This window comes from Clostridium moniliforme (assembly GCF_017873235.1).
Taxonomy (GTDB): Bacteria; Bacillota; Clostridia; order Clostridiales; family Clostridiaceae; genus Clostridium; species Clostridium moniliforme.
The window spans coordinates 492,736-519,482 of record NZ_JAGGJZ010000002.1 but is presented as its reverse complement, the minus strand read 5'-3'; the positions used below and the strand labels follow the sequence as shown (position 1 = coordinate 519,482).

27 protein-coding genes and 1 riboswitch are annotated in these 26,747 nt (G+C 27.3%); of the genes, 4 read left to right on the top strand and 23 right to left on the bottom strand.

The window, feature by feature from the left end; all coding sequences use genetic code 11:
- The 13 genes from J2Z53_RS05805 to J2Z53_RS05745 all read right to left on the bottom strand — a co-directional run.
- Positions 1-189, bottom strand: a 189-nt coding sequence (locus J2Z53_RS05805; RefSeq protein WP_209796342.1) for an MBL fold metallo-hydrolase, incomplete at its 3' end; no start/stop codon positions are given.
- 19 nt (positions 190-208) lie between these two features.
- Positions 209-658, bottom strand: coding sequence for a D-aminoacyl-tRNA deacylase (gene dtd / locus J2Z53_RS05800; RefSeq protein WP_209796340.1), 450 nt, complete (start codon positions 656-658; stop codon positions 209-211).
- Positions 659-675: 17 nt separating this feature from the next.
- Positions 676-2,865 (bottom strand): RelA/SpoT family protein, encoded by a 2,190-nt coding sequence (locus J2Z53_RS05795; protein ID WP_209796339.1) that lies wholly within the window; start codon positions 2,863-2,865, stop codon positions 676-678.
- Positions 2,866-2,981: 116 nt separating this feature from the next.
- A complete protein-coding gene (locus J2Z53_RS05790) occupies positions 2,982-3,500 on the bottom strand; it encodes an adenine phosphoribosyltransferase (protein WP_209796338.1) in 519 nt (172 codons plus the stop codon).
- 45 nt (positions 3,501-3,545) lie between these two features.
- Positions 3,546-4,403, bottom strand: a complete 858-nt coding sequence (locus J2Z53_RS05785) for a DHH family phosphoesterase (protein WP_209796337.1) — start codon at positions 4,401-4,403, stop codon at positions 3,546-3,548.
- Positions 4,404-4,546: 143 nt separating this feature from the next.
- Positions 4,547-5,416: a protein translocase subunit SecF gene (gene secF, locus J2Z53_RS05780; RefSeq protein ID WP_209796336.1), complete on the bottom strand. Its 870-nt coding sequence runs from the start codon at positions 5,414-5,416 to the stop codon at positions 4,547-4,549.
- 4 nt (positions 5,417-5,420) lie between these two features.
- Positions 5,421-6,671, bottom strand: a complete 1,251-nt coding sequence (secD, locus tag J2Z53_RS05775) for a protein translocase subunit SecD (RefSeq protein WP_209796335.1) — start codon at positions 6,669-6,671, stop codon at positions 5,421-5,423.
- Between the two features lie 290 nt (positions 6,672-6,961).
- On the bottom strand, positions 6,962-7,246 hold the full coding sequence (gene yajC, locus J2Z53_RS05770; protein ID WP_209796334.1) for a preprotein translocase subunit YajC: 285 nt from the start codon (positions 7,244-7,246) through the stop codon (positions 6,962-6,964).
- A 151-nt stretch (positions 7,247-7,397) separates the two neighbouring features.
- Entirely contained in the window at positions 7,398-8,534 is a 1,137-nt protein-coding gene (gene tgt / locus J2Z53_RS05765) for a tRNA guanosine(34) transglycosylase Tgt (RefSeq protein ID WP_209796333.1), read from the bottom strand.
- A 30-nt stretch (positions 8,535-8,564) separates the two neighbouring features.
- On the bottom strand, positions 8,565-9,590 hold the full coding sequence (queA, locus tag J2Z53_RS05760) for a tRNA preQ1(34) S-adenosylmethionine ribosyltransferase-isomerase QueA (RefSeq protein WP_209796332.1): 1,026 nt from the start codon (positions 9,588-9,590) through the stop codon (positions 8,565-8,567).
- A gap of 19 nt (positions 9,591-9,609) precedes the next feature.
- Entirely contained in the window at positions 9,610-10,638 is a 1,029-nt protein-coding gene (gene ruvB / locus J2Z53_RS05755) for a Holliday junction branch migration DNA helicase RuvB (protein ID WP_209796331.1), read from the bottom strand.
- A 9-nt stretch (positions 10,639-10,647) separates the two neighbouring features.
- A complete protein-coding gene (ruvA, locus tag J2Z53_RS05750) occupies positions 10,648-11,253 on the bottom strand; it encodes a Holliday junction branch migration protein RuvA (protein WP_209796330.1) in 606 nt (201 codons plus the stop codon).
- Between the two features lie 170 nt (positions 11,254-11,423).
- Positions 11,424-11,999, bottom strand: coding sequence for a hypothetical protein (locus tag J2Z53_RS05745; protein WP_209796329.1), 576 nt, complete (start codon positions 11,997-11,999; stop codon positions 11,424-11,426).
- A 252-nt stretch (positions 12,000-12,251) separates the two neighbouring features.
- Between J2Z53_RS05745 and J2Z53_RS05740 the strand changes: the two genes are divergently transcribed.
- Complete coding sequence (locus J2Z53_RS05740; RefSeq protein ID WP_209796328.1) at positions 12,252-13,757, top strand: ABC transporter permease subunit; 1,506 nt, start codon at positions 12,252-12,254, stop codon at positions 13,755-13,757.
- A 13-nt stretch (positions 13,758-13,770) separates the two neighbouring features.
- The gene (locus tag J2Z53_RS05735; RefSeq protein WP_209796386.1) at positions 13,771-14,511 is read left to right on the top strand and encodes an amino acid ABC transporter ATP-binding protein; all 741 of its coding nucleotides are present in this window, start codon (positions 13,771-13,773) and stop codon (positions 14,509-14,511) included.
- Between the two features lie 225 nt (positions 14,512-14,736).
- Here J2Z53_RS05735 and add read toward each other — a convergent pair whose 3' ends face one another.
- The 9 genes from add to hflX form a co-directional block, all read right to left on the bottom strand.
- On the bottom strand, positions 14,737-15,735 hold the full coding sequence (add, locus tag J2Z53_RS05730; protein ID WP_209796327.1) for an adenosine deaminase: 999 nt from the start codon (positions 15,733-15,735) through the stop codon (positions 14,737-14,739).
- Between the two features lie 57 nt (positions 15,736-15,792).
- Positions 15,793-15,892: riboswitch (purine riboswitch) on the bottom strand.
- Positions 15,893-15,996: 104 nt separating this feature from the next.
- Positions 15,997-16,122: a hypothetical protein gene (locus tag J2Z53_RS12925; protein WP_268835841.1), complete on the bottom strand. Its 126-nt coding sequence runs from the start codon at positions 16,120-16,122 to the stop codon at positions 15,997-15,999.
- Between the two features lie 129 nt (positions 16,123-16,251).
- Entirely contained in the window at positions 16,252-16,389 is a 138-nt protein-coding gene (locus J2Z53_RS05725) for a hypothetical protein (RefSeq protein ID WP_209796325.1), read from the bottom strand.
- A gap of 33 nt (positions 16,390-16,422) precedes the next feature.
- Complete coding sequence (locus J2Z53_RS05720; RefSeq protein ID WP_209796323.1) at positions 16,423-16,590, bottom strand: small, acid-soluble spore protein, alpha/beta type; 168 nt, start codon at positions 16,588-16,590, stop codon at positions 16,423-16,425.
- A gap of 280 nt (positions 16,591-16,870) precedes the next feature.
- Positions 16,871-17,608, bottom strand: a complete 738-nt coding sequence (locus J2Z53_RS05715) for a YebC/PmpR family DNA-binding transcriptional regulator (RefSeq protein WP_209796321.1) — start codon at positions 17,606-17,608, stop codon at positions 16,871-16,873.
- Between the two features lie 115 nt (positions 17,609-17,723).
- Entirely contained in the window at positions 17,724-18,371 is a 648-nt protein-coding gene (locus J2Z53_RS05710) for a YigZ family protein (protein WP_209796319.1), read from the bottom strand.
- The gene (locus J2Z53_RS05705; RefSeq protein ID WP_209796317.1) at positions 18,359-19,771 is read right to left on the bottom strand and encodes an aminotransferase-like domain-containing protein; all 1,413 of its coding nucleotides are present in this window, start codon (positions 19,769-19,771) and stop codon (positions 18,359-18,361) included. Before J2Z53_RS05705 ends, J2Z53_RS05710 begins: the two co-directional genes overlap by 13 nt.
- Positions 19,772-19,784: 13 nt before the next feature.
- On the bottom strand, positions 19,785-20,678 hold the full coding sequence (locus tag J2Z53_RS05700) for a nucleotidyltransferase domain-containing protein (RefSeq protein ID WP_209796316.1): 894 nt from the start codon (positions 20,676-20,678) through the stop codon (positions 19,785-19,787).
- A 164-nt stretch (positions 20,679-20,842) separates the two neighbouring features.
- Positions 20,843-22,642, bottom strand: coding sequence for a GTPase HflX (hflX, locus tag J2Z53_RS05695; protein WP_209796314.1), 1,800 nt, complete (start codon positions 22,640-22,642; stop codon positions 20,843-20,845).
- Between the two features lie 167 nt (positions 22,643-22,809).
- Between hflX and hpt the strand changes: the two genes are divergently transcribed.
- Positions 22,810-23,334: a hypoxanthine phosphoribosyltransferase gene (gene hpt / locus J2Z53_RS05690; RefSeq protein ID WP_209796311.1), complete on the top strand. Its 525-nt coding sequence runs from the start codon at positions 22,810-22,812 to the stop codon at positions 23,332-23,334.
- Positions 23,335-23,388: 54 nt separating this feature from the next.
- Here hpt and yunB read toward each other — a convergent pair whose 3' ends face one another.
- Positions 23,389-24,033, bottom strand: coding sequence for a sporulation protein YunB (gene yunB, locus J2Z53_RS05685; RefSeq protein WP_209796308.1), 645 nt, complete (start codon positions 24,031-24,033; stop codon positions 23,389-23,391).
- Positions 24,034-24,133: 100 nt separating this feature from the next.
- On the opposite strand from yunB, the gene J2Z53_RS05680 reads away from it, so the two are divergent.
- Positions 24,134-26,590: a transglycosylase domain-containing protein gene (locus tag J2Z53_RS05680; protein WP_209796306.1), complete on the top strand. Its 2,457-nt coding sequence runs from the start codon at positions 24,134-24,136 to the stop codon at positions 26,588-26,590.
- The last annotated feature ends 157 nt before the right edge of the window (positions 26,591-26,747 follow it).

Here is a 26,747-nt window from a genome sequence, read left to right as displayed (position 1 = left end):
TCCTACATGATCTAAATGTCCATGAGTTAATAAAATAAACTTTGGCTTTACATCTAAATCCTTTATTATTCCTTCAAGTCTTACATCATCTCCACCTGGATCTATTATGCAAGCTTCCTTTGTATCCTCATCAATTACTATATAACAGTTTGCATCATACATACCTGCTGGTATTGTCTTTATTATCATAAAAACATCTCCTTTAAGATTAAAATTGTTTAAAGCTATCAAGTAAAATTGTTACGGGTCCATCATTTTGTATATCTACTTTCATATCTGCACCAAATTCTCCCGTTTCAACCTTTAAATTTGTGTCTTTTAACATTTCTATAAATTTGTCATACAAAATTTTAGCTTCTTCTCCACCTTTTGCATTCATAAAATTAGGTCTTCTCCCTTTTCTACAATCACCATACAAAGTAAATTGGGAAATTGCTAAAATCTCTCCATTCACATCTAATAAAGATTTATTCATCTTGTCATTTTCATCTTCAAAAATTCTAAGATTTATTATTTTATCTTTTATATACTTTAAATCCTCTATTGTATCTTCTTTTGAAATTCCAATAAGAACATTTAATCCTAAATTTATTTTTCCTACTACTTCCCCATTAATTGTTACCTTTGAGGAAGAAACCCTCTGTACTACAGCTCTCAAACAGAACACTTCCTTTTTTAATTATTCATTCTATATACGTCCAATACCCCTTTAATCTTTCTTATAGCTTTCATAAATTCTTTTAATTGTTCAATTGAATTTATTTTAACTTTTACATTTATTAAAGCTACATTTCCCTTAGCCGAATTTGCATTTAATCCATTAAGAGGCAATCCTTTCTCATTTATAGTCATCATTATTTCAGATAAGATTCCCATTCTATCTTCTGTTTTTATTTGAATCTCAGCTAAATATCCTGAACCTTTAGCCTTGCCAAAGCTAGCTTCAACTATTTTTTCTGGTTCTGTTTCTATTAATGTTTTTAAATTACTACAGTCTTTCCTATGGATAGATACTCCTCTTCCTTTAGTTATGTATCCTAAAACCTCATCTCCTGGAACTGGATTACAACACTTAGCAAATCTAACCATAATGTTGTTTAATCCCTTAACTGTTATTCCATAATTTTTTTCTTCTTTATTTTTATCGCTTCTTTCGCTTTTTTGTATCTGTTCTTCAATATTTTTTTCTACAGTTTCTTTAGAATATTTTTCCTTTTCATCAGCATTATCTTCTTTAAGTCTTGCTACAAATGCTGATGGGCTTATCATTCCAATTCCTATGTTTGCATAAAGATCTTCTAACTGATGAATATTATATCTTTTAAGCATTTTTTCATAAACATCACCTTTAGCTATATCACTAAAAGTAACACATTGCTTTTTAAGTTCCTTCTCTAAAAGCTCCTTACCTTTATCAATGTTTTCTTCCTTCTTAACTCTTTTAAACCACTGCCTTATTTTGCTCTTTGCTTGATTGCTCTTAGCAATATTTAGCCAATCCATATTAGGACCTTTAGCTACCTTAGAAGTTATTATCTCTACTATTTCACCAGTTTTTAATTTATAATCCAAAGGTACTATCTTACCATTTACCTTTGCTCCAACACATCTATTTCCTATATCTGTATGAATTCTATAAGCAAAATCAATTGGAGTAGAACCGCTAGCTAAATTAATAACTACACCTTTTGGAGTAAATACAAATACTTCATCTGAAAAAAGATCTATTTTAAATCCTTCTATAAACTCCTCTGCATCTGAAGTATCTTTTTGCCATTCTAATATATCTCTAAGCCACGCAAGTTTAGTTTCAAAATCTAATCCTTTATCATCATCAGTACCTTCTTTATACTTCCAATGAGCTGCTATACCATATTCAGCAGTTTTATGCATTTCAAAGGTTCTAATTTGGATTTCAAATGTTTTTCCCTGCGGTCCAATTACTGTTGTATGTAAAGATTGATACATATTAGGCTTAGGCATTGCTATATAATCTTTAAATCTTCCTGGAATAGGTTTATATATTGTATGAACAATTCCAAGAACACCATAACAGTCTTTAACTGAATCAACTAAAATTCTTATAGCTGTCAAGTCAAAAATCTGCTCAATGCTTTTATGTTTTTTTACCATCTTTCTATATATACTATAAAAATGTTTTGGTCTTCCTTCAATGTCAGCATCTATACCTGAGTCCTCTAACTTTTTATGCAAATCTTTTATAACATCTGCAATATATTCTTCTCTCTCTCTTCTTTTTTCTGCAATTTTATAAACTAAATCATAATATTCCTCTTCATGTAAATATCTAAAAGCTAGGTCTTCAAGTTCCCACTTTATTTTAGACATACCTAGCCTATGAGCAAGAGGTGCATAGATATCTAAAGTTTCCTTTGCTTTTTCCTTTTGCTTTTCTTTCTTCATAAACTTTAATGTTCTCAAATTATGAAGTCTATCAGCTAATTTTATAATAATTACTCTAATATCCTTTGCCATTGCAAGAAGCATTTTTCTAACATTATCAGCCTGCTGTTCTTCCTTTGTTTTGTATTTTATTTTACCAAGTTTAGTTACACCTTCTACTAGATTTGCAATTTCATCATTAAATTCTCTTGCTATATCTTCATATGTATAATCTGTATCTTCGATTACATCATGTAAAAGTCCTGCTGCAATTGTACTAGTATCCATTCCAAGTTCAGCTAAAATACAAGCCACATCAATTGGATGTGTTATATAAGGCTCTCCTGATTCTCTACTTTGGTTTTTATGAGCTTCTTTTGCCAAATTATAGGCTTTTTTAATTATTTCAATGTCAACATTGTTACAATTTTCTTTTATAAGTTTAATTAAATCTTCTATCATTAGGATTACGCTCCCTTAAAATAGTTTTAAAACTATAATTACTAAAATCAAAGGCTGGTTTTTTAACCAGCCATTATCTAATATTATATAATATTGTCAAATCATTTTCAATAATTTTAAATATTGTATTTTGTTAGAGAATTAACGTCATACCCTTTTAGTTTATCTCTTCCATTTAAGTCTGTAAGTTCAATAACAAAATCTAATGATACAACTTCTCCGCCAGCTAATTCTACTAACTTAGCAACTGCTTCTATAGTTCCACCTGTTGCTAATAAATCATCAACTATTGCAACTCTTTGTCCTTTTTTTATAGCACCTTTGTGTAACTCTAAATTATCTGTACCATATTCTAAATCATAAGCTATTGATATAGTTTCTCCTGGTAATTTACCTGGTTTTCTAACTGGAATAAAACCTACGCCTAATGCATAAGCAACTGGAACACCAAATATAAATCCTCTAGCTTCTGGACCAACTACAACATCAACATTTTTATCCTTTAAATTTTCAACAATTTGGTTAACAGATTCTCTTAATCCTTCTCCCTCTCCTATTAGTGTAGTTATATCTTTAAAGCTTATTCCTTCTTTTGGAAAATTTTCAACTACTCTTATCTTATCTTTTAAATCCATATTAATTCCTCCAATATTTTAAGAATTTTAAATAATGATTATTTTTTATTTTTGACATATCTTTGTATTATATAAGTATTTTGATATTTGTTCCGCTCTGTCTTCATCATTTGTAGTAAGTAATTCTAAAACAATTCTTGCATTATTAATCATTCCAACAGCACTTGTAGTTGGAGTAATTAAATTTATCATCTTTTCTATATTATTATCATCAAGTTCTTCTATATCATTAAATTTAATTATTGCTCTAAGACCAATATTATTTGTATTATCTAAAAATTTCTTACCTTCTTTTAAGAAGACTGCATTTTCTCCATTAGTAGATACTCCTGCCCATTTTGTTCCAATTAAAATTAAATCTAGGTATTTATTAATACTTTTCATATTGTAATAAATAGCTATTGCTTGCATTAACTTGAAAGTTAAAGCACTAGTAGATAAATTTTTATATCTATACTGACAAATTTTTTGTCTAGGATTTATGTATATATAGTTTCTCTTTTCATCTGTTTTTTTATTTTCAAGAACAATTAAATCTATGCCAAGCCTTTCACATAATTCTACTTCTTCCTGTGAAAGAAGATCTAATCCTAATGTAATAAGCACTTCTCCACCCAAAAAATCTACCTTTGTTTTTATATCAAATGAATCTACTTTCTTACATTCTTCCAATCCATCGTGTATTAAATACTCTACATCTGCATTTAAGTATCTTAGCACTAAGCTTAAGGAAGCAATTGCACAAATACCATCAACAGTGTTTGTTCCATATATAATGATTTTTTCCCTATTATTAATAGCAGTAACAAGACGCTCAATAGATCTGTTCATATCTTTTAAAATAAAGGGATTATATCCTTTTATGTAATTAGGGCAATATATGCTCTCCCAAAACTTACGCATCACTTACTATCTCCTCCATAAAATTAGAAAACAATAATATTATAATTTAAAACAGTTAATTTGACAAATATTTATGAAAAAAACTTAAAAACCTTCAAAACAAAGTTTTGAAGGTTTTTTATTTTTCTATTAACTTAGTAAAATTATTCTCTTACTACCTTCTTTTTTGCTCCTCTTTTTTTAAGCCAAACCCACATTGGTGATGCTATAAATATTGATGAATATGCTCCAGTTGCTATACCAATTATAAGTGGAAATGAAAATTCCCTAACTGTTGGAACAAAAATATTAACTGCAACTATTGTAAATAATGTAGTAAGAGTAGTATTTATTGATCTTGACATAGTTTGAGTTAAACTCTTATCTGCTATTTCTGTTGGAGTACTTCTTCTCATAAATTTTGAATTTTCTCTTATTCTATCAAAAATAACTATAGTATCATTTATTGAATATCCTACAATAGTAAGTATTGCTGCAATAAATGGTGAATTAACTGTAATATTAAATATTGCATATACGCTTAATGTTATTAAAATATCATGAAATAATGCAGTTAATGCTGCTATACCAAATTTTATTTCAAATCTTATTGCTATATAGATAAGCATACATATAAAGGCTATTCCAAGAGCTAATAATGCTTTTTGAGTAAGTTCTTTTCCTATTGATGCTCCAATTTCATTTTGAGAAACTATAGCTTTATCACTTAAACCATAATCTTTCTTGAAAGTATTAAATATCTCATTAACTTTTTGAGAATCTAAATTTGCTGATTTAACTTCATACTCAGTTGTATTAACTGTATTTGTTACCGCATTAGGTGCATATGATTTAACAACCTTATCAACTGCTGTTTTATCAAATTCTTTACCAAAGTTAAAGACTACTTGTGTACCTCCCTTAAAGTCTATACCGAAATTAAGTCCTCTTGTAAACATGAAACCTAATCCAACAACTATAACTATAAGGGATAAAGTAATCCATATTTTTGCGTGCTCAATTATCTTTAGCATAGCTTTACCCCCTTTTCACTTTCACTCTAAAGTAAGATGGTTTATTTAATAATCCTGCATTTAAAGCTTGATTCATTAAGAATTTAGTAACAATAAGTGCTGTAAATAAACTTACAATTATACCTATCATTAATGTAATTGCAAACCCTTTAACAGATCCTGAACCTACAAAATAAAGAACTAAAGCTGCAATTATTGTTGTAACATTTGAATCAACAATTGATGAAAGTGCATTGTCAAATCCTCTTTTAACTGCTGCCTTTACTGAAACTCCATTTCTAAGTTCTTCCCTTATTCTTTCAAATATTAAAACATTAGCATCAACTGCCATACCTATTGTAAGTAAGAATCCTGCTATTCCTGGAAGTGTAAGAGTTGCTCCTATTTCTACAAATACTAATAAAACTAAAGTAGTATATAATGTTAGTGCTATACTAGCTATAAATCCTGGTACTCTATAATAAATAATCATAAATATGAATATTAAAGAAATACCTATTACTCCAGCTTTCATTGCATTAGGTAATGCTGTTTCTCCAAGCTGTGCTCCAACTGTTTGTTGTGAAAGTGCTTTTATTGTAACTGGAAGTGCACCTGAATTAATAAGTCCTGCTATATTCTTAGCCTCATCAACACTGCTCATACCAGTTATTACCGCTTCTCCATTAGTTATTTGACTTTGAACAGTAGGATTAGTTAGCTGTTGACCATCCATATTTATTGATATTTTTTGTCCTAAATATTTTTGTGTAGCTTCTGAAAACTTTTTAGTTCCTGTAGCATTTAATTCAAGAGAAACTACAGGTTTATTTGTTTGCTGATCAAGCACTGATGATGCTTTCTTAACATCTTTACCAGTTAATATAACATCTCCGTTTGGCGCTTTAAATGTAAGATCACCAGTTTTACTTAAGGCATCAACTATACCTTGAGAATTATATTCTCCTGGTATATCTACTCTTATTCTATCTTTACCTTCTGTTGTAACAACTGTTTCTGCAACACCAAGTTTATTAACTCTTAATTGGATTAAATCCTTTGTCTTTTGTAGGTCTTCATGACTTACATCCTTATCTTGAATTCCTAATAATACTGAAACTCCACCTTGTAAATCAAGCCCTTTCGTTATTGTTTCATTAAAGGATTTAACTTCCCATCCACCTATTTTAACACCTCTAAAACATACTACTGCAAGAAGTATAATTACAATAGTACAAAATGTAAAAATAAATGTACCTTTTGCTTTTCCTTTCATATTTATCCCCCTTCGGTATTTAATAAATTGATATATTATAATTTCTATATTCATATTATAAAAATTTCTCAAAGGTCCCCTTACAATTATTGGCATAAGCCTTTGTAAATCGTTTTTAATTATATCATATTATGAATTCTTAATAAAGTATTATGTAAACATACCATATAAATAAAAGGAATTTTATTACAATTTATTTCTTATAATTTATTTATTATAAGAATTATATTAAAAATCAAAAACCTTATAAAATAAAAAATATCCATCAACCTTGCTGATGGATATTTCTACTAAGCCTTTTTAACTTCTTCTTTATTTATTTTACTTGCTATGGAATTTCTTACTAACTTTATTTTTGTTCTATCTGAGCTAGTTTCTATAACTATATATTCATCATCCATTTGAACTATTTTACCAACAATTCCTCCTCTTGTCATAATTTCATCATTAACACCTAATGAATTCATCATTTGAGAATATTGTTTTTTTCTTTTCTTTTCAGGCATAATTATCATGAAAAAGAAAAGTACGAATATAGCTATTATAGGTAAAATTTGCATTAACATAGGTGACATTCTCATACTTCCTTTCGCTTTTAAGATTATTATTAATTGGAACTATATACTATTCCATAAAATGAGTTTACATTTTTTTCTTTTTGTTGTCAACAAACATTTTCTTATATATAAAATAGGCAACAACATATATAAATAATTAATTTTTTTATTATTTTATATTCCATTCTTTAAGTTTTTGCTCTTTAAACTCTTTATATCTATCTTCATCAATTGCTTTTCTTATGTCTTCCATAAGTTTATTATAGAAATAAAGATTATGAAGAACACAAAGTCTCATTGCAAGCATTTCCTTTGCTTTAAATAAATGTCTTATATAAGCTCTTGTATAATTTTTACATGCAGGACATTGACATCCTTCATCTATAGGTCTCTTATCTAATTCAAATTTCTTATTCATTAGATTGATTTTTCCTTCGCTATTAAAAACATGTCCATGTCTACCATTTCTTGCAGGAAGTACACAGTCAAAAAAGTCTACCCCTCTATCTACTGCTTCTAAAATATTTTCTGGCGTACCAACTCCCATTAAATATATTGGTTTATCCTCTGGAAGATATGGAACTACTGTATCAATAATTTCATACATTTCAGCATGAGTTTCTCCAACTGCAAGTCCTCCAATTGCATAACCATCTAAATCCATCTTTGCAATAGTCTTTGCATGTTCTATTCTAATATCTTTAAATGTTGCTCCTTGATTTATTCCAAAAAGCATTTGTTCTTTATTTATTGTATCAGGTAATGAATTTAATCTATCCATTTCCTTTTTACATCTTTCAAGCCATCTAGTTGTCCTTTCAACAGATTTTTCAACGTAAGGTCTTGGTGAAGGAATTTCTATACATTCATCAAAAGCCATAGCTATAGTAGATGCTAAATTACTTTGGATTTGCATACTTTCTTCTGGTCCCATAAATATTCTTTTTCCATCAATATGAGAGTTAAAGTATACTCCTTCTTCCTTTATCTTTCTAATTCCAGCTAGTGAAAATACTTGGAAACCACCTGAATCAGTAAGTATTGGTCTATCCCAATTCATAAATTCATGTAATCCACCAAGCTCTTTAACTACTTTATCTGAAGGTCTTAAATGTAAATGATATGTATTTGAAAGTTCAACTTGACATCCAATTTCCTTTAAATCCATACTTGAAACTGCTCCTTTAATTGCAGCTAAAGTTCCAACATTCATAAAAACTGGTGTTTCTATTGTTCCATGAGGCGTAACAAATCTTCCTCTTCTAGCCTTACCATCTTTTTTTAATAGGGTATATCTTTTGCTCAAAAATTTCACTCCTTAAAGTTTTATTAAATTTTATTTAATGAACATTGCATCTCCAAAGGAGAAAAATCTATATTTTTCCTTTACTGCTTCACTATAAGCATTTAATACATGTTCTTTTCCTGCAAGTGCAGATACTAGCATAATTAAAGTTGATTCTGGTAAATGGAAATTAGTAATTAAATTATCTACAACTTTAAACTTATATCCTGGATATATAAAAATATTAGTCCATCCATGACTTTCCTTTACCATTCCATTTTCATCACCAACAGTTTCTAGTGTTCTAGTAGATGTTGTTCCAACGGATATTATTCTTCCACCATTTTTCTTAGTGTTATTTATTATATCTGCTGTTTCCTTTGATATTTGATAAAATTCAGAATGCATTATATGATCATTAATATCTTCAACTTTAACTGGTCTAAATGTTCCAAGTCCTACATGAAGAGTAAGGTATGCGATATTTACTCCCTTATCCTTTATTTCTTTTAAAAGTTCTTCTGTAAAATGTAATCCTGCAGTAGGTGCAGCAGCTGAACCTTTTTCTTTTGAGTAAACTGTTTGATATCTTTCCTTATCTTCAAGTCTTTCATGAATATATGGAGGAAGTGGCATTTCTCCTAAAGAATCTAAAACTTCTTCAAAGATACCTTCATATTCAAATTCAACTATTCTATTTCCATTTTCTAAAACTTCTATAACTTCACATTTAAGTTTGCCATCACCAAACTCAAATCTTCTTCCTTCTCTTGCAGATTTACCTGGCTTTGCTAAGCATTCCCACTTATCTCCTTCTAATCTTTTAAGAAGTAAAAATTCTATTTTACCACCAGTTTTTTCTTTTGAACCTATAAGTCTTGCTGGCATAACTCTTGTATTATTTAAAACTAAAGTATCACCTTTATTTAAATATCCTATTATATCCTTAAAAATTTTGTGTTCTATTTCTCCAGTTTCTTTATCAAGAACCATAAGTCTTGATGTATCTCTTTTTTCTAATGGATGTTGTGCGATTAATTCTTCTGGTAAATAAAAATCAAAATCACTTACTTTCATGTCTTTTCCTCTCCTAACTTTAAAAAAAGCTCTTTTGTCTGCTTTCTTTATGCTTATTATTAAAATTTCTTCCTAAATGTTTATATGCTTTTTCTGTTGCAACTCTTCCCCTTGGAGTTCTAACTATAAAACCTCTTTGAAGGAGATAAGGTTCATATACATCTTCTAATGTTCCAAGTTCCTCTCCTATAAAATATGAAAGAGTTTCTATTCCAACAGGTCCACCTTTAAAATTATCAATTATAGCTTCTAATATTTTATTATCAACTCTATCAAAACCTTGACTGTCAACTTCTAATAGTTCTAAGGCCTCCCTAGCTTCTTTAAAACTAACTAAATTATCAGCCTTAACTTCTGAATAATCCCTTACTCTCTTTAAAAGCCTATTTGCAATTCTTGGAGTTCCCCTTGATCTTCTTGCAATTTCAGCTGCTCCTTCTTCAGTAATTGAACAACCTAAAACTAAAGCACTTCTTACTATAATATCTTTTAATTGCTCATCTGTATAATATTCCATAGAACATAATACTCCAAATCTATCACGAAGTGGAGATGTAAGCATACCAATTCTTGTAGTTGCTCCAATTAAAGTAAACTGTGGTAAATCTAATCTTATAGATTTTGCAGCAGCCCCTTTTCCAATAACTATATCAAGGGCATAATCTTCCATTGCAGGATAAAGAATTTCTTCTACATTTCTATTTAATCTGTGTATTTCATCAATAAATAAAACATCATTATCCTGAAGGGTTGTTAAAATAGCAGCTAAATCACCAGCCCTTTCTATGGCAGGTCCTGAAGTTACTTTTAAATTTCCACCCATTTCTGTTGCAATTATATTTGCAAGGGTAGTTTTGCCAAGTCCTGGTGGTCCATAAAGTAAAACGTGATCTAAAGCTTCTCCTCTATTTTTTGCAGCCTTAATAAAGATGTCTAATCTTTCTTTAACTTTATCTTGACCTATATATTCGCTTATTTTTTGAGGTCTTAAACTTAATTCTCCATTAAAGTCCTCATTTAGTTCATTTGGAGTAATAATTCTTTCCATTTAAATCACCTAACCCATTAATACTCTTAAACATTCTTTTATCATAAGCTCTACTGTATTATCTTTTTTAATATTTTTAATAGCCATATTAGCTTCTTTTTCACTATACCCTAAAGCTAAAAGTGCCCCTAATACTTCTGATATTTTAAGTGCATAATCATCATCTGAAGGAATTAACTTTGAAATATTTTCTTCTCCTTCTATTAATTCATCAGGTTTTAATTTATCTTTAAGTTCTAAAATAATTCTACCAGCTGTTTTTTTACCTATTCCTGGTGCTCTGCAAAGATGCTTTTCATCTCCAGTCATTATTGCATACTTTAAATTATTAATTCTACTTATAGATAATAAGGATAATGCTGCCTTAGCACCAACCCCATTTATACTAATTAGCATATTAAACATTTGCAATTCTTCCTTTGATAAAAAGCCATACAAACCTATAAAGTCTTCTCTAACAATTTGTTCCAAATAAAGTTTAACCTCTTCTCCAATTGAAGGCATTCCTGACATTGTAATACCTGAAGAAAATATTTTATATCCTATACCATTATTTTCAATAACAACATAATCCTTAATTATTCCTATGTAAATTCCTTTTATGTATTCATACATTAAGGGTTCCCCTCCTCTAAGCTTAGGTGAAAGTATGTTCCCATACAAGTCTACTTATTACTTTATCATTTTAATTGTAATCTTTCAAGAAATCCTATTATTTTTTAAAATATTTTAAGACCTAACAGATAAAAATGCTAGGCCTTAATTTTTTATTTATATATTATGTTTTAAGTAGTTAATTCAGTTATTTTATCTTCTACCTCTTGAAGATTACTACTATTAAAATATTTAAAATTTTTAAGTTTATTTATATCACTTTCTCTAAGCATATCAATTGTAATATCATCTGAATAAACTTTTTCTATACTTAAATTTTTCTTATCATCACTTTTATATATAGCTAAAAATCCATCACTTTCACCTATATAATAAGTATTTGGATTTAATGATTCCTCTTTTGTTCTCTTATATACAAAGGTATCATTAGATTTGTCAACTAATTTATAACCATTTTTATATACAGCTCTTGAAAGAACTTCTTCTGTTAAATTTCTTTGGATATTATACTCATTCATTAATTTACTTATTGTAACTGTTTTATCTCTATTTTTATCTGTATAAAAAGATACTTTAAGATCATCTCTAAGTTCCATTCCAGAATTATTAGTATAATTAATATCTTTATTGCTAGTACTATTATTTAAATTTCTACTTTTAATATCTTTTGAAACAAAATAATAGGTTATAGAAAACAAACAAATAATTGCAATAATCGAAAGAATAAAATATTTCTTTCTTCTCATAATCATCACTCCTTATTGGTTATTGTTTCCTTTTTTATGTTTTTTATGCAATAAAAATTTATTTTCTAGAAAAGAAATTTTTGTTTATACTACTATTATTCTTTTACCTTACTATTTAATTTTCTTTATATAGGTTATAAATTAATTTGAATAGAATTTAATATTCATTTAAATATTATTAATGTTGACAATTCAGATAGGAATTATATATAATCTAAAATAATTATTAATAAAGTTAAAGGAGAATGTTAAATGAAAAAAAGATTATTAATTATTATTACCTCATTAATGCTTATTGTTTTTGCATTTATAGGCTGTGAATCTAAAAAAAATATTAAAGAAGATAATATGAATACAAAAACAATTACTATTGGGACATCTGGTACATATTATCCTTTTACTTTCTTAAATAATGGAAAACTTGAAGGATTTGAAATTGATACATGGAATGAAATAGGAAAACATATTGGTTATAACATAGAATTTAAACCTGCATCCTTTAGTGGCTTGTTTGGAATGTTAGAAAGTGGAAAAGTAAATACAATAGCAAATCAAATAACTATTACTGATGAAAGAAAAGAAAAATATAATTTTACTAATCCTACTGTATATAGTGGTGCTCAGATAATAGTTAGAAAGGACAATAATTCAATAAAGTCCTTTAAAGATTTAAAAGGAAAAAAAGTTGGAGTTGACCTTGGTAGCAACTATGAGAATATAGTTAAAAGTAAAGATACTGATAAAAAAATAAATGTACTTACATATCAAAATACTGATGCAGCTTTTAATGAATTGCTTCTTGGAAGAATAGATGCTGTTGTTATAGATAAAGTTTCAGCTCTTGCTTCAATTAAAGAAAAGAACCTTAATTTAAAACTTGCTGGTAACCCTATTGATAAAATAGAAAATGCTTATCCATTTATTAAAAATAAAGAAAATACTGAACTTATAGCTAAAATAAATAAAGCTTTAGAAGATATGAAAGAAGATGGAACATTAAAGTCAATATCAGATAAATGGCTTGGAATGAATGTTACAGTTCCAAATAATAATGAAAATTACTCAAAGGCTAATGAATTAAAAAATAATTCTTCAACATATTTTGACTTTATGTATTCATTTAAACTTGTTCCTATGTTAATTAAAGCTTCTAAAACTACTCTTTCTCTATCTATTTTAGGTATGTTAATAGGACTTATAATTGGAACTTTTTTATCTATTGTAAGAATTTATAAATTCCCTATTTTAAAACAATTAGCTGAGATTTATATTTCATTTTTTAGAGGTACTCCCCTTTTAGTTCAATTGTTTTTATTATACTTTGGTATACCTCAAATAATACCTTCTCTCCAAAATATGAGTGCTTACACAGCAGCTCTTATTGGACTTGGATTAAATGCTTCAGCTTATATTGCTGAAATATTAAGATCAGCAGTAACTGCCATTGATAAAGGTCAAATGGAAGCTTGTCTATCTCTTGGTATGACAAAAGGAGAAGGTCTTAGACGAATTATTATGCCGCAGGCTTTTAGAATCGCAATTCCACCTCTTGGAAATATATTTGTAGATACTGTTAAAGGAACATCTTTAGCCTTTACTTTAGGAGTTGTAGAACTACTTGCTAAAGCACAAATGGCAGCTGCCTCTAGTTATAAATTTTTTGAAAGTTACATTATTGTAGCTATTATGTATTGGATTATAATAGAAATCTTTAATTATCTTCAAAAAATAATAGAGAAAAAACTTTCAGTATATTAAGGTAGGTGTTATGATGATAGAAATAAATGGACTTAAAAAAAGCTTTAAAAACTTACAAGTTTTAAAAGATATTAATATAAAAGTAAATACAGGAGAAGTTGTTGTTATTCTTGGACCTTCTGGCTCTGGAAAATCTACTCTTTTAAGGTGTTTAAACTATTTAGAAACTCCAGATGCTGGAGAAATACAAATTGGAGAAGTTAAAGTAAACACAAAAAATATTTCAAAAAAAGAAATATCAAATTTAAGAAAACAATCTGCTATGGTTTTTCAGCATTACAATTTATTTAATAATAAAACAGTTCTTGAAAATGTAACTGAAGCTTTAATAGTTGTAAAAAAACTAAATAAAGAAAAAGCAATAGAAATTGCAATGGAGGCATTAAAAAAAGTTGGAATGGAAGAAAAGATAAATTTCTATCCAAATACACTATCTGGAGGACAAAAACAGAGAGTTAGCATTGCTCGTGCTATTGCCATTAATCCAAATGTTATCCTTTTTGATGAGCCAACATCTGCTTTAGATCCAGAGCTTGTTACAGAAGTTTTATCTGTTATTAAAAACTTAGCAAAAGAACATAGAACTATGATTATAGTTACCCATGAAATGTCTTTTGCAAAAGAAGTAGGAGATAAAATAATATTTATGGCAGATGGAGTTGTTGTTGAAGATGGAACTCCAGATGAAATATTTAATTCTCCTAAAAATGAGAGAACAAAACAATTTTTAAATAGATTTGTAAGTGCCAATTAATTACTTATAAAATATAAAAACTATTTATATCCATTAAAAGAGAAAATTAAACTTATATTAAAGACTGTAGGAAAATTTGTGTAAAACATATTTTCTTACAGTCTTTTATTTAAATTTCTGTAATACTTTTATTTATTCTTTTTTGTTTAAATCTATATAATTTCCAACAGTTATTCCAAACTTTTTCCAAACATAATTATGAACTTCATCATATATTCCATAAATTTATACAATTTGTTTTAATAGCAACCTTTTTGTTTCTTCATTACAAAAAGCACCTTTTATACTATTTAAATATATTTTTTTAACATCTTTATAGGTTAATGAATGTACATCATTTATATTATTACATTCCTCTGTTAATGTTACATTAGAAACTGTTCTATTATCTGTACTTAAATTTACATATAAACCATCATTTAAAAATTTCTTTATTGGATGATTTTCATATCCTTTTACAGCCTTAGTTTGAACATTACTTTTAGGGCACATTTCTAAAATAATACTGTTATCCTTAACTAAGTTATAAACTTCTTTATTCTTTTCTATAGCAACTGCATGTCCTATTCTTTCTGCTCCTAAAATCTCTATTGCATCTTTTACATTACTTGAAAAACCAGTTTCTCCAGCATGAATTGTAACTTTATAACCATACTTTCTTGCAAGTTTAAAAGGTTCTTTAAACTTTTTTGCAAACCCTTCTTCTTCTTCTTCTCCTGCAAGGTCTAAAGCAACAACACCTCTTCCTATAAAATCTTTTCCATCTTCAATAACCTCATAGGTTGATTCAACTGACATATGTCTTAAAAGACTTAAAATCAAATTACTTTTAACTCCAAAATCTTCTTCTCCTTTTCTTAATCCTTCTAAAACGCTCTCTATTATTTCAGGAACTTCCATTCCCTTTTCCTTATGAAATAAAGGTGCAAATCTAATTTCAATATATTTTACATTCTCTTTACTTACATCTTCTATTAATTCATAAGCTATTCTTTTTAAATTTTCTTTATTTTGCATTAACTTTATAGGTAAGTCAAACCTTTTTAAATACACATCTAATGAAGGACAATCTTCTGGAACAATTAATGTACTTTTTATTTCTTCATATCCTTTATTATCTACTGCTATATTTTCTTTTTCTATTAAATCTAAAACTGTCTCTACTCTTAAACATCCATCTAAATGACAATGTAACTCAATCTTTGGTAACTTTTTAAAATTCATTATATTATCCCTCCTAAATTTTATAAAAAAAATCTTAACTACGAAGAAGGTATTTTGTACATTAAATATCTTCTTCGTAATCAAGATTTATTGGTTCTTGGTAGAAACTCCTTAACCTTATTTTAAGGATTATACGAATTGCTTTTTTTAAATTAAATCTATTTTAACACAATATTTTTATAAATCAATATTTTTTTAAATCTCAACAAAAAAATAAAAGCACCAAAATCTGATGCTTTTTAATAAAAATAATTGTTAAAATTAAATATTACTTTTTGCTTCTAGATTTCTAAGCTTTCTGTTAACCTTTGCAATCAATCTTGCATTATGAATACCTTTGTTCATTAATGATACTTTTCTAACTTCTAGTTCTAATATTTTATTCATTTAAAAATCCCCTCTCACCCATAAATATTTTAAATATGGTTTCTTCCATATTGATTACAATTCTACCATATTTTATAATTTATTCAAGATGATTGCATTTAGATTTTTAAATTTATCTCTTCTTATCTCTTAAACTTTAGATTTATCTCCTCTTTTGTCATAATTCTCATTTTTTCTATAATAATTTACTTCATTGGCTATTTGATACTCTAATTTATCTAATTGAGATAGTATATTTTTATTTTCGCTCTTCTTTTTTGAATTCATATATAATCCTCCTCTTTATAAAATAAAATTTATTTACTTTTTAAATGGATTTTTTCTCTCTTTATCTTTTCCAAGTTTTCTTGATTCCTTGGAATAACCTATTTCATTAGCTGTTTCCATTTTCATTTTTTCAACTTCTTTTCTAGTTTTTTGTCCTGATTTTTTGTTAGCTTTGCTATTTTTATTATTTTTATGTGACATAATATTCACTCCTTTAACTAAATGTATCATTTATATTATTTAGTTTTTAAGTGATATATATTCTATAAAAATCTTATATGCACTTGTAAATATTTTCTTCACATTTTTATATTTTGAACACAAAATATTGTTCCTATATAATAAATCACTTAACAAGAAAAAACACACTTTCAATACTTATATAATTTTATTATTATATATCAATATTAAAAGTGTGCTTTTTAAATTTTTTATGTAATTATCATTAATTTTTTTGATTTATAAGACTATTTAAAAAGTCCTATTCTTCCCAACCTTCAGGGAATTCAGCATTATGGTAAACCTCTTGAACATCGTCGTCATCTTCAAGTAAATCAAGCATCTTTTGAAATTTCTTAGCATCTGCTTCATTTAATTCTGATGTTGTATCTGGAATCATCTTAACTCCAGCATCTAGGAATTCTAATCCTTGTTCTTCTAAAGCTTCTCTAACTTCACCAAAATTTGCTGGATCTGTATAAATTACAAATACCTCATCTTCAGCTTGGAAATCTTCTGCTCCAGCATCTAATGCCATCATCATAACTTCTTCTTCGTCTAAATCGCCTTTTTCAATAACGATTTCTCCTCTTTCTTGGAACATGAATCCAACACAACCTGTTGTTCCCATATTTCCTCCACCTTTTGTAAAGGCACTTCTTACATTACCTGCTGATCTATTTTTATTATCTGTTAAAACTTCAACTATTACTGCAACTCCTGATGGACCATATCCTTCATAAACAATTTTTTCATAGTTTACTGCTGATAATTCTCCTGCTGCTTTTTTTATTGATCTTTGTATAGTGTCATTAGGCATATTAGCTGCCTTTGCTTTTGCTATTACGTCTCTAAGTTTAGCATTAGACTCAGGACTTGAACCACCATTCTTTACTGCAACAATTATTTCTTTACCGATTTTTGTAAAAATCTTTCCTCTTTTTGCATCCACTTTACTCTTTTTTGCTTGGATGTTATGCCATTTTGAGTGTCCTGACATGTCTATTCCTCCTTACATTTTTTTAAAACTATAAAAATTATACCATAAAATTATATCATATGGTTTTCACTTTATTCAACATATCCATTATTTATATTTTCTTTACAAATTTTAATTAAATCACTTTAAATAGTCTATTGTTCTCTTTAAAATATATTCCTTCTTCACCTTTTGAAATAATAGCTTTACCATTTGTAGCTTCTGTAACTTCTTTTTCAATTTTAGGTACTATACTTTTTTCTGCATATATATGCAAAATAACCTTATCTGTATATTCTGAATCTTCTATGTACCAGTTATTTTGTCCGCAAATATATTGTATCTTTCCAATTAAATCATAATCTATAGTAATTGAAACCTTAAAACCTAAAACTTTTTCTACAATTCCACTAGCCTTAATAGCTATACTAGCTCCCTTTGTATAAGCTCTTGTAAGACCACCTGCACCTAAAAGTATTCCACCAAAATATCTAGTAACAACTACAGCACAATCTGTGATACCTTGCTTTTTCATAACTTCTAATATAGGAATTCCTGCTGTACCTTGAGGTTCTCCATCATCTGAATATCTTTGAATACCATAATTTTCCCCAATAACATAAGCCCAACAATTATGTCTTGCTTGTTTGTGCATACTTTTTATTTCATTTACAAAAGCTTTAGCCTCTTCTTCACTTTCAACTCTCTTTGCATATCCTATAAATTCTGATTTTTTTTCTTCAAAACGGTCTTCCCCTATATCTCTAATGGTTATATATGCCATCTTTCAAATTCCTCCTTAATTATATCAAGTCCTTTTCTTATGTTATCACAATTTGTTTGAGAAAAACCTATCCTAAAAGACCTGTCCCCGTCTTTACTATCTCTAAAAAATAATACTCCTGGTGTTATATAAACTTTTCTCTTTTTTAATTTATAAAATAAATCTCTTGATGATATATTAATATCCTTAATTTTAAGATAATAGTTTAGTCCTCCATTTGGTTTATTACAATATACATAATCTGATAATTCTTCCCTTATTATTTTACCCATAAACTCATATCTTTTCTTATATTCAATAGATAAATTTTTAATATTACCTCTCCAATCCTTATTTGCAATATAATACTCAAGGGTTCTTTGCATAAGAGTTGAAGTTGTAATATCAGTATTAACCTTAGATCTTAAAAAATTATCTCTAAATTTTTCAGGTACTATAATGTATCCAAGTCTTATGCCTGGTATAAATATTTTTGAAAAACTTTTTATATATATTACTCTATCTTCTGTATCTAAATATTTGAAAGGAATATAATTAAAATCTTCATTGTAGATAAATTCTGATAAATAATCGTCTTCTATTATATAAAAATCATACTTATTAGCAAGTTCTAATATTTTCTTTTTTTTATCTAAACTATAAGAAATTCCAGTTGGATTTTGAAAATAACTCATTGCATAAAAAAGACTTATTTTATTCTTTTTTAATATTTCTTCAAAAACTTCAATGTTTATTCCATCATCCTCCATAGGAGCCTCAAAAAGATTTGCTCTTCTCCATTTAAATACTGATAAAGCACCTCCATAAGTTGGTTTTTCAATAATTACATTATCATTAATATTAAGAAGTGCTTTAGAAGCTATATCTATACCTTGTTGAGCTCCAGAAACAATAAGTATATCTTCTGTATTAATTTTACCATTCCAAAATACATCATTTATAGTTTCTCTTAGGGGATCATATCCAAATGTATTTTGAGAAAGTAACACTTCTTCACCATCTCTATCTAATACTTTGTTTACTATTTCTTTAAATTCCTTAATTGGGAAAAATATTTCTTTTGTTGTTTCTCCAGTAAAATCTATATATTCACAATCACTATTTTTAAGTATTTTAAATGTTTTAGAATAATCTCTTATAAATTGAGAATTCACTTCTTTTTTCTTTGCAAAAGTTCCACTTCCAACCTTTTGATAAGCAAATCCTTCATTCTCTAACTTTTTATAACAACTTACAATAGTTACTTTATTAACCCCAAGTTCTTTGCTAAGGCTTCTAATAGTAGGTAACTTTTCTCCATCAGCTATTTCTCCACTTTCTATTAACTTTTTAAACTTATTTGCAATTTGAATATACTTTGGTGTTTCATCTTCAAATTCAATTTTATTTATACTTTTCAAAATATATCACCTTTTATTCTATTCCATATACATTTTCATTAATTATAAAATTATTATCTTTATCAGTTACTTCCTTAATTTTATTTTTTATTATTCCTTTTAAAAGAAGTCTTTTTAATATTTGTTCTACTTTTATACTTTTGCCATCCATTCTTTTATCTTCACCTATTTCCGTAGAACTTAAGTAATCTTTTGTATTACTTAATATATCTATTATAACTTTTGATGCTATTAGTAAATTATCATCTACATATTTATCTATGTAATCAATTATTTCTACAATATCTTCTTCTTTAGTTACACTAAATAATTTATCATCAATTATCTTTTTAAATGAATCATTTAAATTAATAACCATTCTAATAGAATCTTTACTTATTGTATATCCATTTAAACTTAAATATAATTTAGAAAAGCTATCTAAACTTCTTATCATCATTTCATAAGCAGTATATATTCTATCTAATTGTATGTATTTTTTGCATATCTTTATATCTTTAATAACTTTACTTAAATATTCTAGGTTTTCTATATAATTTCCTTCTCCACCATATATAACTCTATTGTAAATTAAATTTATCTCATTATCTCTTGAAAAAACCAACTTTGAAAATTTTAATATTCCATTTAATATACCTTTACTTCCTTCCTTTTCATAGGAGTATAAAAAAGTCTTTTTACTTAATAGCTTAACATGAATTGGAATTCCATTAACTTCTGAATATAAATCTCTCATTTTATGAAAATCATCTTTGTATATAACAAAAAAATCAATATCAGATCCTCTCCAAATATCTCCTGATACCATACTACCAAAGGTAAATACTGAAATAACATTATCATTTCTTTTAAAATCTTTCATTATATCATTAAAGGCTTTTTGATACTCAATTATTACATTTTTCATTCAATTTTTTCCTCCACAATTTATTACTATCAATTATAACAAAACTGTTTTAATTGTTAAAATAGTATTTAAAATTAAAACTATTTTAAATAATATATAAAATAATAAAGATTCATAAAATATCATAAAGTCTATTTTACGAATCTTTATTTTGTTTCTATAATTTAGTTTAATATATTTATTATATATTCTTTTGTTCTGTTAAAGGCTTCATCATCAACTTCAACAGTTAATGCAGTTCCACTGTCTATATATTCTTCTTTTAATATTCTTCCATTTCTATGAAGGAAAGAAACCACATCACCTTTGTCATATGGAATTACATATTCAACTTTTTTTAAATTATAAGGTAACTTCTTTTCTATTTCATTTAACAGTTCCTCTAAATTTATTTCTTTCTTAGCAGAAATTTTAACTATATCATCATAATAGTTAATTTCTTCTTCTATTTTATTTAATTGTTCATCTGTTGCCTTATCAATTTTATTTAAAACAAGTATTGTTTCTTTGTCTATTGCACCAAGTTCTGATAAAACTTCTTCAACAGCTTTTATTTGTTCTAAAGCATCATCACTTGAAGCATCAACTACATGACATAAAAGGTCAGAATAAATAACTTCTTCTAATGTTGATTTAAATGCTTCTACTAAATCATGAGGAAGTTTTCTTACAAAACCAACTGTATCTGTTAAAGTTATAAGCCCTTTATTTTTAAGAATTATTGCCCTTGTTGTAATATCTAATGTAGCAAATAACATATCTGCTTCAAAAACTTCTTCTTTATTTCTATTATCCTTTGAAGCTGCAATATTACATAAAGCATTTCTTAAAGTTGATTTTCCTGCATTAGTGTATCCAACAAGTGAAACCTTAGGAATACTTTCTTTATTTCTTTTTTCTCTTTGAACTTCTCTTGTTTTCTTTATCTTTTTAAGTTCTTGATTTAAATCATAAATTGTTTCTCTTATATGTCTTCTGTCTGTCTCTAGTTTCTTTTCTCCAGGTCCTCTAGTTCCTATTCCTCCACCTGTTCTTGAAAGTATTGTACCAAGACCTTGAAGTCTACTTAACCTATATTTAAGCTGAGCTAACTCAACTTGAATTTTAGCTTCTTTACTCTTAGCTCTTCTTGCAAATATTTCTAGTATTAAAGTTGTTCTATCAATAACTTTAGCTCCTATTGCATTTTCAAGATTTCTAACTTGTGATCCTGATAATTCATCATCAAATATAATTACATTTGCTCTTTCTGTTTGTCTTAAATGAGCTATTTCAAGAACTTTTCCTTTTCCTATATAAAAGGCTGCATCTATTTTATTTCTTCCTTGATAAACCTTTGTTAAAACTGGAATATCACATGCCTTTGTAAGTTCTTCAAGTTCATCTAAACTTTCCCTTGTATCTGAACCAACTAATATTGCTTTTTCTCCATCATCTTCTACAACATCATTTTCTTTTACAAGATTTTCAATATATCTAATTTTATCTATTATGTTTATAGCCATTAATTCTTCAAAAGATAAATTATTAATTTCTTCATATACTAAACTGTTGTTATATACCATTAAATTAGCCATTGAAAAATCTATTATATTACCTTCATATATACCAATTGAAAATATTCCATCTAGTTTAAGCTTTAAAAGAGCAGTTAAATCTAAAGCTGAAAGATTACTTAATCCATTTGGATGAGTATGAATAACTCTAACTCCTGAAAGTCTTTTTTCATTAATATCTAAAACTGGAAGTTCTACTGATGTTGAATCTCCTATAGCAATTGATGTTACTTTTCCTTTTCTATCTATAGCAACACTTATTTCTCTCTCTATTTGAGAAGAAAGCCTAGTAATTGTTTCAATAATCTCCCTATTACAAACTTCTTGTTTTTGTGTTTTTACTCTATATAATTCATCTAATTCTGAAAGAACAGAATTTCTAATTCCATCTATATTGCCTTGTATCATTTAGTCACCCTCTTTTTTAATACTATTGTTAATTTGAATATAATTCTATACTAATAAAGATTAGTTGTAAACTATGATAAATTAAATTTGCACTTGATTTTTCTTTAATAATAAAGTATTTTATTTATTAAAGAATACGATCTAATTTTTACTTGGAGGTTTTATTAATGGAAGAAAAAAAACGTAATATTTTATTTTCAGAGGAACAAATTCAAAAGAGAATATCTGAATTAGGAAAAGAAATAACAAATGATTATAAAGATAAAAATCTTTATGTTCTATCCTTATTAAGAGGAAGTTTTATATATGCAGCTGATTTAGTTAGATACATAGATACAAAAGTTAAAATTGGTTTTATGACTACTTCAAGCTACGGAAATAATGAATCAAGTTCTGGAACAGTTAAAGTAGTAAATGACATTCCAGATAACATAGAAGGATATGATGTTCTAATAGTTGACGATATAGTCGATAGCGGCATAACTATGGACTTTGTTGTTAATCATGTAAAAAAATTAGGTGCTAAATCAGTTAAAACTTGTGTATTATTAGACAAACCTTCAAGAAGAAAAGTTGAAATTACTCCTAATTATTGTTGCTTTGAAATTGAAGATTTATTCGTGGTAGGATATGGTTTAAATTACGGAGACTACTATAGAAATGTTCCTTATGTTTTTAATTGGGAATGCTAAAATAAAAAATAATTTAAAAATAAGTAAAGTGACAAGGACTTAGTCCTTGTCACTTTACTTATTTTTAAAATCTATAGATGTGTCTGGTATATCTCCAACTACAATCGTTTCTGATAATGGAACTTTGGTATTTACTTCAATTTCCCTATTATACATTGGTATAATTATTTTAATTCTTCCATTTACATTTAAGTATATTTTATGTCTAGTCTGATTAATTCCCGCACTTTCAAAAGCAGTTTCATAACTAACTTCTATATTCCCAATAGGCTCTGCTTCTATAGTTACAGTAGGACCTAAATTATAATAAATACTTCTATCAGTCATCCATCCTAAAGGAACTTTAATTCCCTTTTCTCCAAGTTTATCTAATTCTTCGTTAGCTCTTATCGATATTTCACTAGCAATTTTATTTAATAAAAATGTATTTGCCTCTATTAGATTTATTTTGTTATTTTTATCTTTATTTATTATTATTAAATCATTATTTATTACTTCTTCATTAAAAACCTCTATGCTTATCTTATTTATTGTTTTTATAGTTTCTGTTCTCATATTGGTTTCAGCTATTGATAATACTGATGGCATAACCTTTTTATCAAAAACAATTATTAATAGATTAAAAAGAATAAATATGGTTATAATAACAATTAAAACAGATTTAGATCTTTTTTTTTGAAATTTTGTATAATAATCCATATATCACCTTTTTTATTGAGTTATTGCTTCACTCATATTATAATTATGCTATAATGGGTAAAAATATTATTCATTAATTTTAAAAGATTAGGAGGAAGAAATGGCAGATAAAAAAGAGTCAAAAAAAGATACAAACTTAAAAAATAGCCAAGCTTCAAAAACAAAAGAAAATAAACCTAAGAAGAAAAAAATATTAAAATGGGTTGGACTTAGCGTTTTATTTGCTTTTTTAGCAATAACTGTAATAGGCGTAGGTTACATAGTTGCTATAGTAAAAAACACACCGCCTATTGATGTAAATAAAGTAATTAATGTAGATCAAACACTTCAAGCTTACGACAATAAAGATCAATTTTTAGCGTCTCTTCATGGTAAAGAAGACACTCAAAAATCCACATCTGATAAAATACCTAAAAATTTAAAAAATGCAATAGTTTCTATAGAGGATGAAAGATTCTATGAGCATAATGGTATTGATATCAAAAGAATATTAGGTGCAGTAGCTAATGATGTTATATATGTAGTAACTGGAAAAGGTGGACTTCAAGGAGCTTCAACTATTACACAACAATTAGTAAAAAATACAATCTTAAATAACAAACAAACTATTGAAAGAAAAGTTAGTGAAATGTATCTTTCATTAGAACTTGAAAAAATGCTTACAAAAGATGAAATACTAACTGCTTACCTAAATCACTTTCCTGTAGGTGGAATTGCTTATGGTGCACAAGCAGGTGCTAGGATGTATTTTGGTACAGATGTTGAAAATTTAAATCTTATACAATGTGCTTATCTTGCAGGAGTTACTCAAGCACCTTCAACTTATAGTGCTTATAATCCTAATAATGAAAAGGATCCTAGTATTTATATAAATAGAACTAAAACTGTACTATCAAAAATGCTAGAACATAAATATATAACTCAAAATCAATATGATAAAGCTATAAAAGATTTAGATAACGGAAAACTTAAATTTAAAAAATCTATAAAAGATCATAAACTTCCATATGAAGATTTTATTTATGCAACTGTAGATCAAGTAAAAAAAGATTTAAAATCAAAATATAAATATAGTGATGAGCAAGTAGAAAATTTAATTTCAACTGGTGGACTTAAAGTTTATACAACAATGGATAAAAGCTTACAAGATTATACTCAAAAAGTATTAAATAATTATAATAATTTTAATATTCCAGGTGCTGATAAGCTAGATAAAGATGGTATTCCACTACTTCAAGCTTCAGCTACAGTTACAGATTATAGAAGTGGTAAAGTTTTAGCCTTAGTTGGTGGAAGAGGAAATCAAGGTGCCCGTTCTTTAAATAGAGCTTACGATTCTTTAAGGGCTACAGGTTCTTCAATAAAGCCATTTACTGTTTATGGTCCTGCTATAGATACTAAAAAGGCAACTGCAGCTACAGTTGTAGATGATGCTCCTATTCCAAAATCAATATCAACTTATAATCCAAAAAACTCACCAAATCATTATAGAGGATTAATATCCCTAAGAGAATCATTAAAATATTCAAGTAATGTTGGTTCAGTTTTAACTCAATTAAAAGTTGGAGATTCAACTTCTCTTTCCTATGGTGAAAAATTTGGACTTAAATTTGCTAATAAATCAAAAAATGTATCAACTTACGCATTAGGTCAATTTGAAAATGATCCTAAAGATCCAGATGGTGGTAATACTTTCATAATGGCTTCTGCTGTAGGAACATTTGGTAATGATGGTGTTTATGTAACTCCTAGATTATATACAAAAGTTGTAGATCAAAATGGAAAAGTAATTTTAGATAACACTAAACAAGATAAACGAATTCTTTCTCCTCAAGCAGCTTATATAGTATATGATATGATGAAAGGACCTATTTCATACAATGCTGGTCCTGCCAAATTTGGTGCTATGCCTGTTGCTGGTAAAACTGGTACTACTTCCTTTGGAAAAGATTATTGGTTTGTTGGATTAACACCTCATTTAAGTGGTGCTGTATGGGTTGGATATGATAATCAAAAACCAATTAAAGGTGGTGGATCTGGAATTACAACTGCTAACCTTTGGGGAAAAATAATGCAAAAAGCAAATGAAGGCTTAAGTACAACTGATATTAAAAAACCATCTGGTATAGTTGAAGTTCCTGTATGTATGGACTCAGGATTACTACCTACTGACTTATGTAAACACGATCCTAGAGGAAATAGAGTACGTACTGAAATGTTTATAGATGGTACACAGCCAACAAGTTACTGTGAAACTCATGTAAGTGCTGCTATTAATAGCTTAAATGGAAAACTTGCAACTGATAATACTCCTAAATCATTAATAGTAAATAGAGTATTTATTAAAAAAGACTATACAAATCCTCAAACAGAAGATTATAAATATGTTTTACCAACATCTACTGACAATATGACTTCAATACCAAACCTTGAAGAAAAAAAGGATAAAGACAAAGATAAGGATAAAGACAAAAATAATAATAAAGATAAGGATAAGCAAGAGGCTGACAATAATGAAAATACAAACAGCTCTAATGATGCAAAACCTAATGAATAAAATATAAAGAACCATTTTAATAAAATGGTTCTTTTCTTATAACTATGCATGAATTTTAATCATCTATTTCCTGCATATAATTTTATATATTACAATTTTTTCATTGTTTTAAACTATAAAATGTGTTTTTATGAATAAATTAAAATTAGTTCTTGCA

What these genes read in the sequence shown, in the direction of transcription:
- J2Z53_RS05795 (WP_209796339.1), bottom strand. Translation starts at nt 2,865, where the DNA reads ATGATAGAAGATTTAATTAAACTTATAAAAGAAAATTGTAACAATGTT.
- J2Z53_RS05790 (WP_209796338.1), bottom strand. Translation starts at nt 3,500, where the DNA reads ATGGATTTAAAAGATAAGATAAGAGTAGTTGAAAATTTTCCAAAAGAA.
- J2Z53_RS05785 (WP_209796337.1), bottom strand. Translation starts at nt 4,403, where the DNA reads ATGCGTAAGTTTTGGGAGAGCATATATTGCCCTAATTACATAAAAGGA.
- secF (WP_209796336.1), bottom strand. Translation starts at nt 5,416, where the DNA reads ATGCTAAAGATAATTGAGCACGCAAAAATATGGATTACTTTATCCCTT.
- secD (WP_209796335.1), bottom strand. Translation starts at nt 6,671, where the DNA reads ATGAAAGGAAAAGCAAAAGGTACATTTATTTTTACATTTTGTACTATT.
- yajC (WP_209796334.1), bottom strand. Translation starts at nt 7,246, where the DNA reads ATGTCACCTATGTTAATGCAAATTTTACCTATAATAGCTATATTCGTA.
- queA (WP_209796332.1), bottom strand. Translation starts at nt 9,590, where the DNA reads ATGAAAGTAAGTGATTTTGATTTTTATTTACCAGAAGAATTAATCGCA.
- ruvB (WP_209796331.1), bottom strand. Translation starts at nt 10,638, where the DNA reads ATGGAAAGAATTATTACTCCAAATGAACTAAATGAGGACTTTAATGGA.
- ruvA (WP_209796330.1), bottom strand. Translation starts at nt 11,253, where the DNA reads ATGTATGAATACATAAAAGGAATTTACATAGGAATAATTAAGGATTAT.
- J2Z53_RS05745 (WP_209796329.1), bottom strand. Translation starts at nt 11,999, where the DNA reads ATGAGAAGAAAGAAATATTTTATTCTTTCGATTATTGCAATTATTTGT.
- J2Z53_RS05740 (WP_209796328.1), top strand. Translation starts at nt 12,252, where the DNA reads ATGAAAAAAAGATTATTAATTATTATTACCTCATTAATGCTTATTGTT.
- J2Z53_RS05735 (WP_209796386.1), top strand. Translation starts at nt 13,771, where the DNA reads ATGATAGAAATAAATGGACTTAAAAAAAGCTTTAAAAACTTACAAGTT.
- add (WP_209796327.1), bottom strand. Translation starts at nt 15,735, where the DNA reads ATGAATTTTAAAAAGTTACCAAAGATTGAGTTACATTGTCATTTAGAT.
- J2Z53_RS12925 (WP_268835841.1), bottom strand. Translation starts at nt 16,122, where the DNA reads ATGAATAAAATATTAGAACTAGAAGTTAGAAAAGTATCATTAATGAAC.
- J2Z53_RS05725 (WP_209796325.1), bottom strand. Translation starts at nt 16,389, where the DNA reads ATGAATTCAAAAAAGAAGAGCGAAAATAAAAATATACTATCTCAATTA.
- J2Z53_RS05720 (WP_209796323.1), bottom strand. Translation starts at nt 16,590, where the DNA reads ATGTCACATAAAAATAATAAAAATAGCAAAGCTAACAAAAAATCAGGA.
- J2Z53_RS05715 (WP_209796321.1), bottom strand. Translation starts at nt 17,608, where the DNA reads ATGTCAGGACACTCAAAATGGCATAACATCCAAGCAAAAAAGAGTAAA.
- J2Z53_RS05710 (WP_209796319.1), bottom strand. Translation starts at nt 18,371, where the DNA reads ATGGCATATATAACCATTAGAGATATAGGGGAAGACCGTTTTGAAGAA.
- J2Z53_RS05700 (WP_209796316.1), bottom strand. Translation starts at nt 20,678, where the DNA reads ATGAAAAATGTAATAATTGAGTATCAAAAAGCCTTTAATGATATAATG.
- hflX (WP_209796314.1), bottom strand. Translation starts at nt 22,642, where the DNA reads ATGATACAAGGCAATATAGATGGAATTAGAAATTCTGTTCTTTCAGAA.
- hpt (WP_209796311.1), top strand. Translation starts at nt 22,810, where the DNA reads ATGGAAGAAAAAAAACGTAATATTTTATTTTCAGAGGAACAAATTCAA.
- yunB (WP_209796308.1), bottom strand. Translation starts at nt 24,033, where the DNA reads ATGGATTATTATACAAAATTTCAAAAAAAAAGATCTAAATCTGTTTTA.
- J2Z53_RS05680 (WP_209796306.1), top strand. Translation starts at nt 24,134, where the DNA reads ATGGCAGATAAAAAAGAGTCAAAAAAAGATACAAACTTAAAAAATAGC.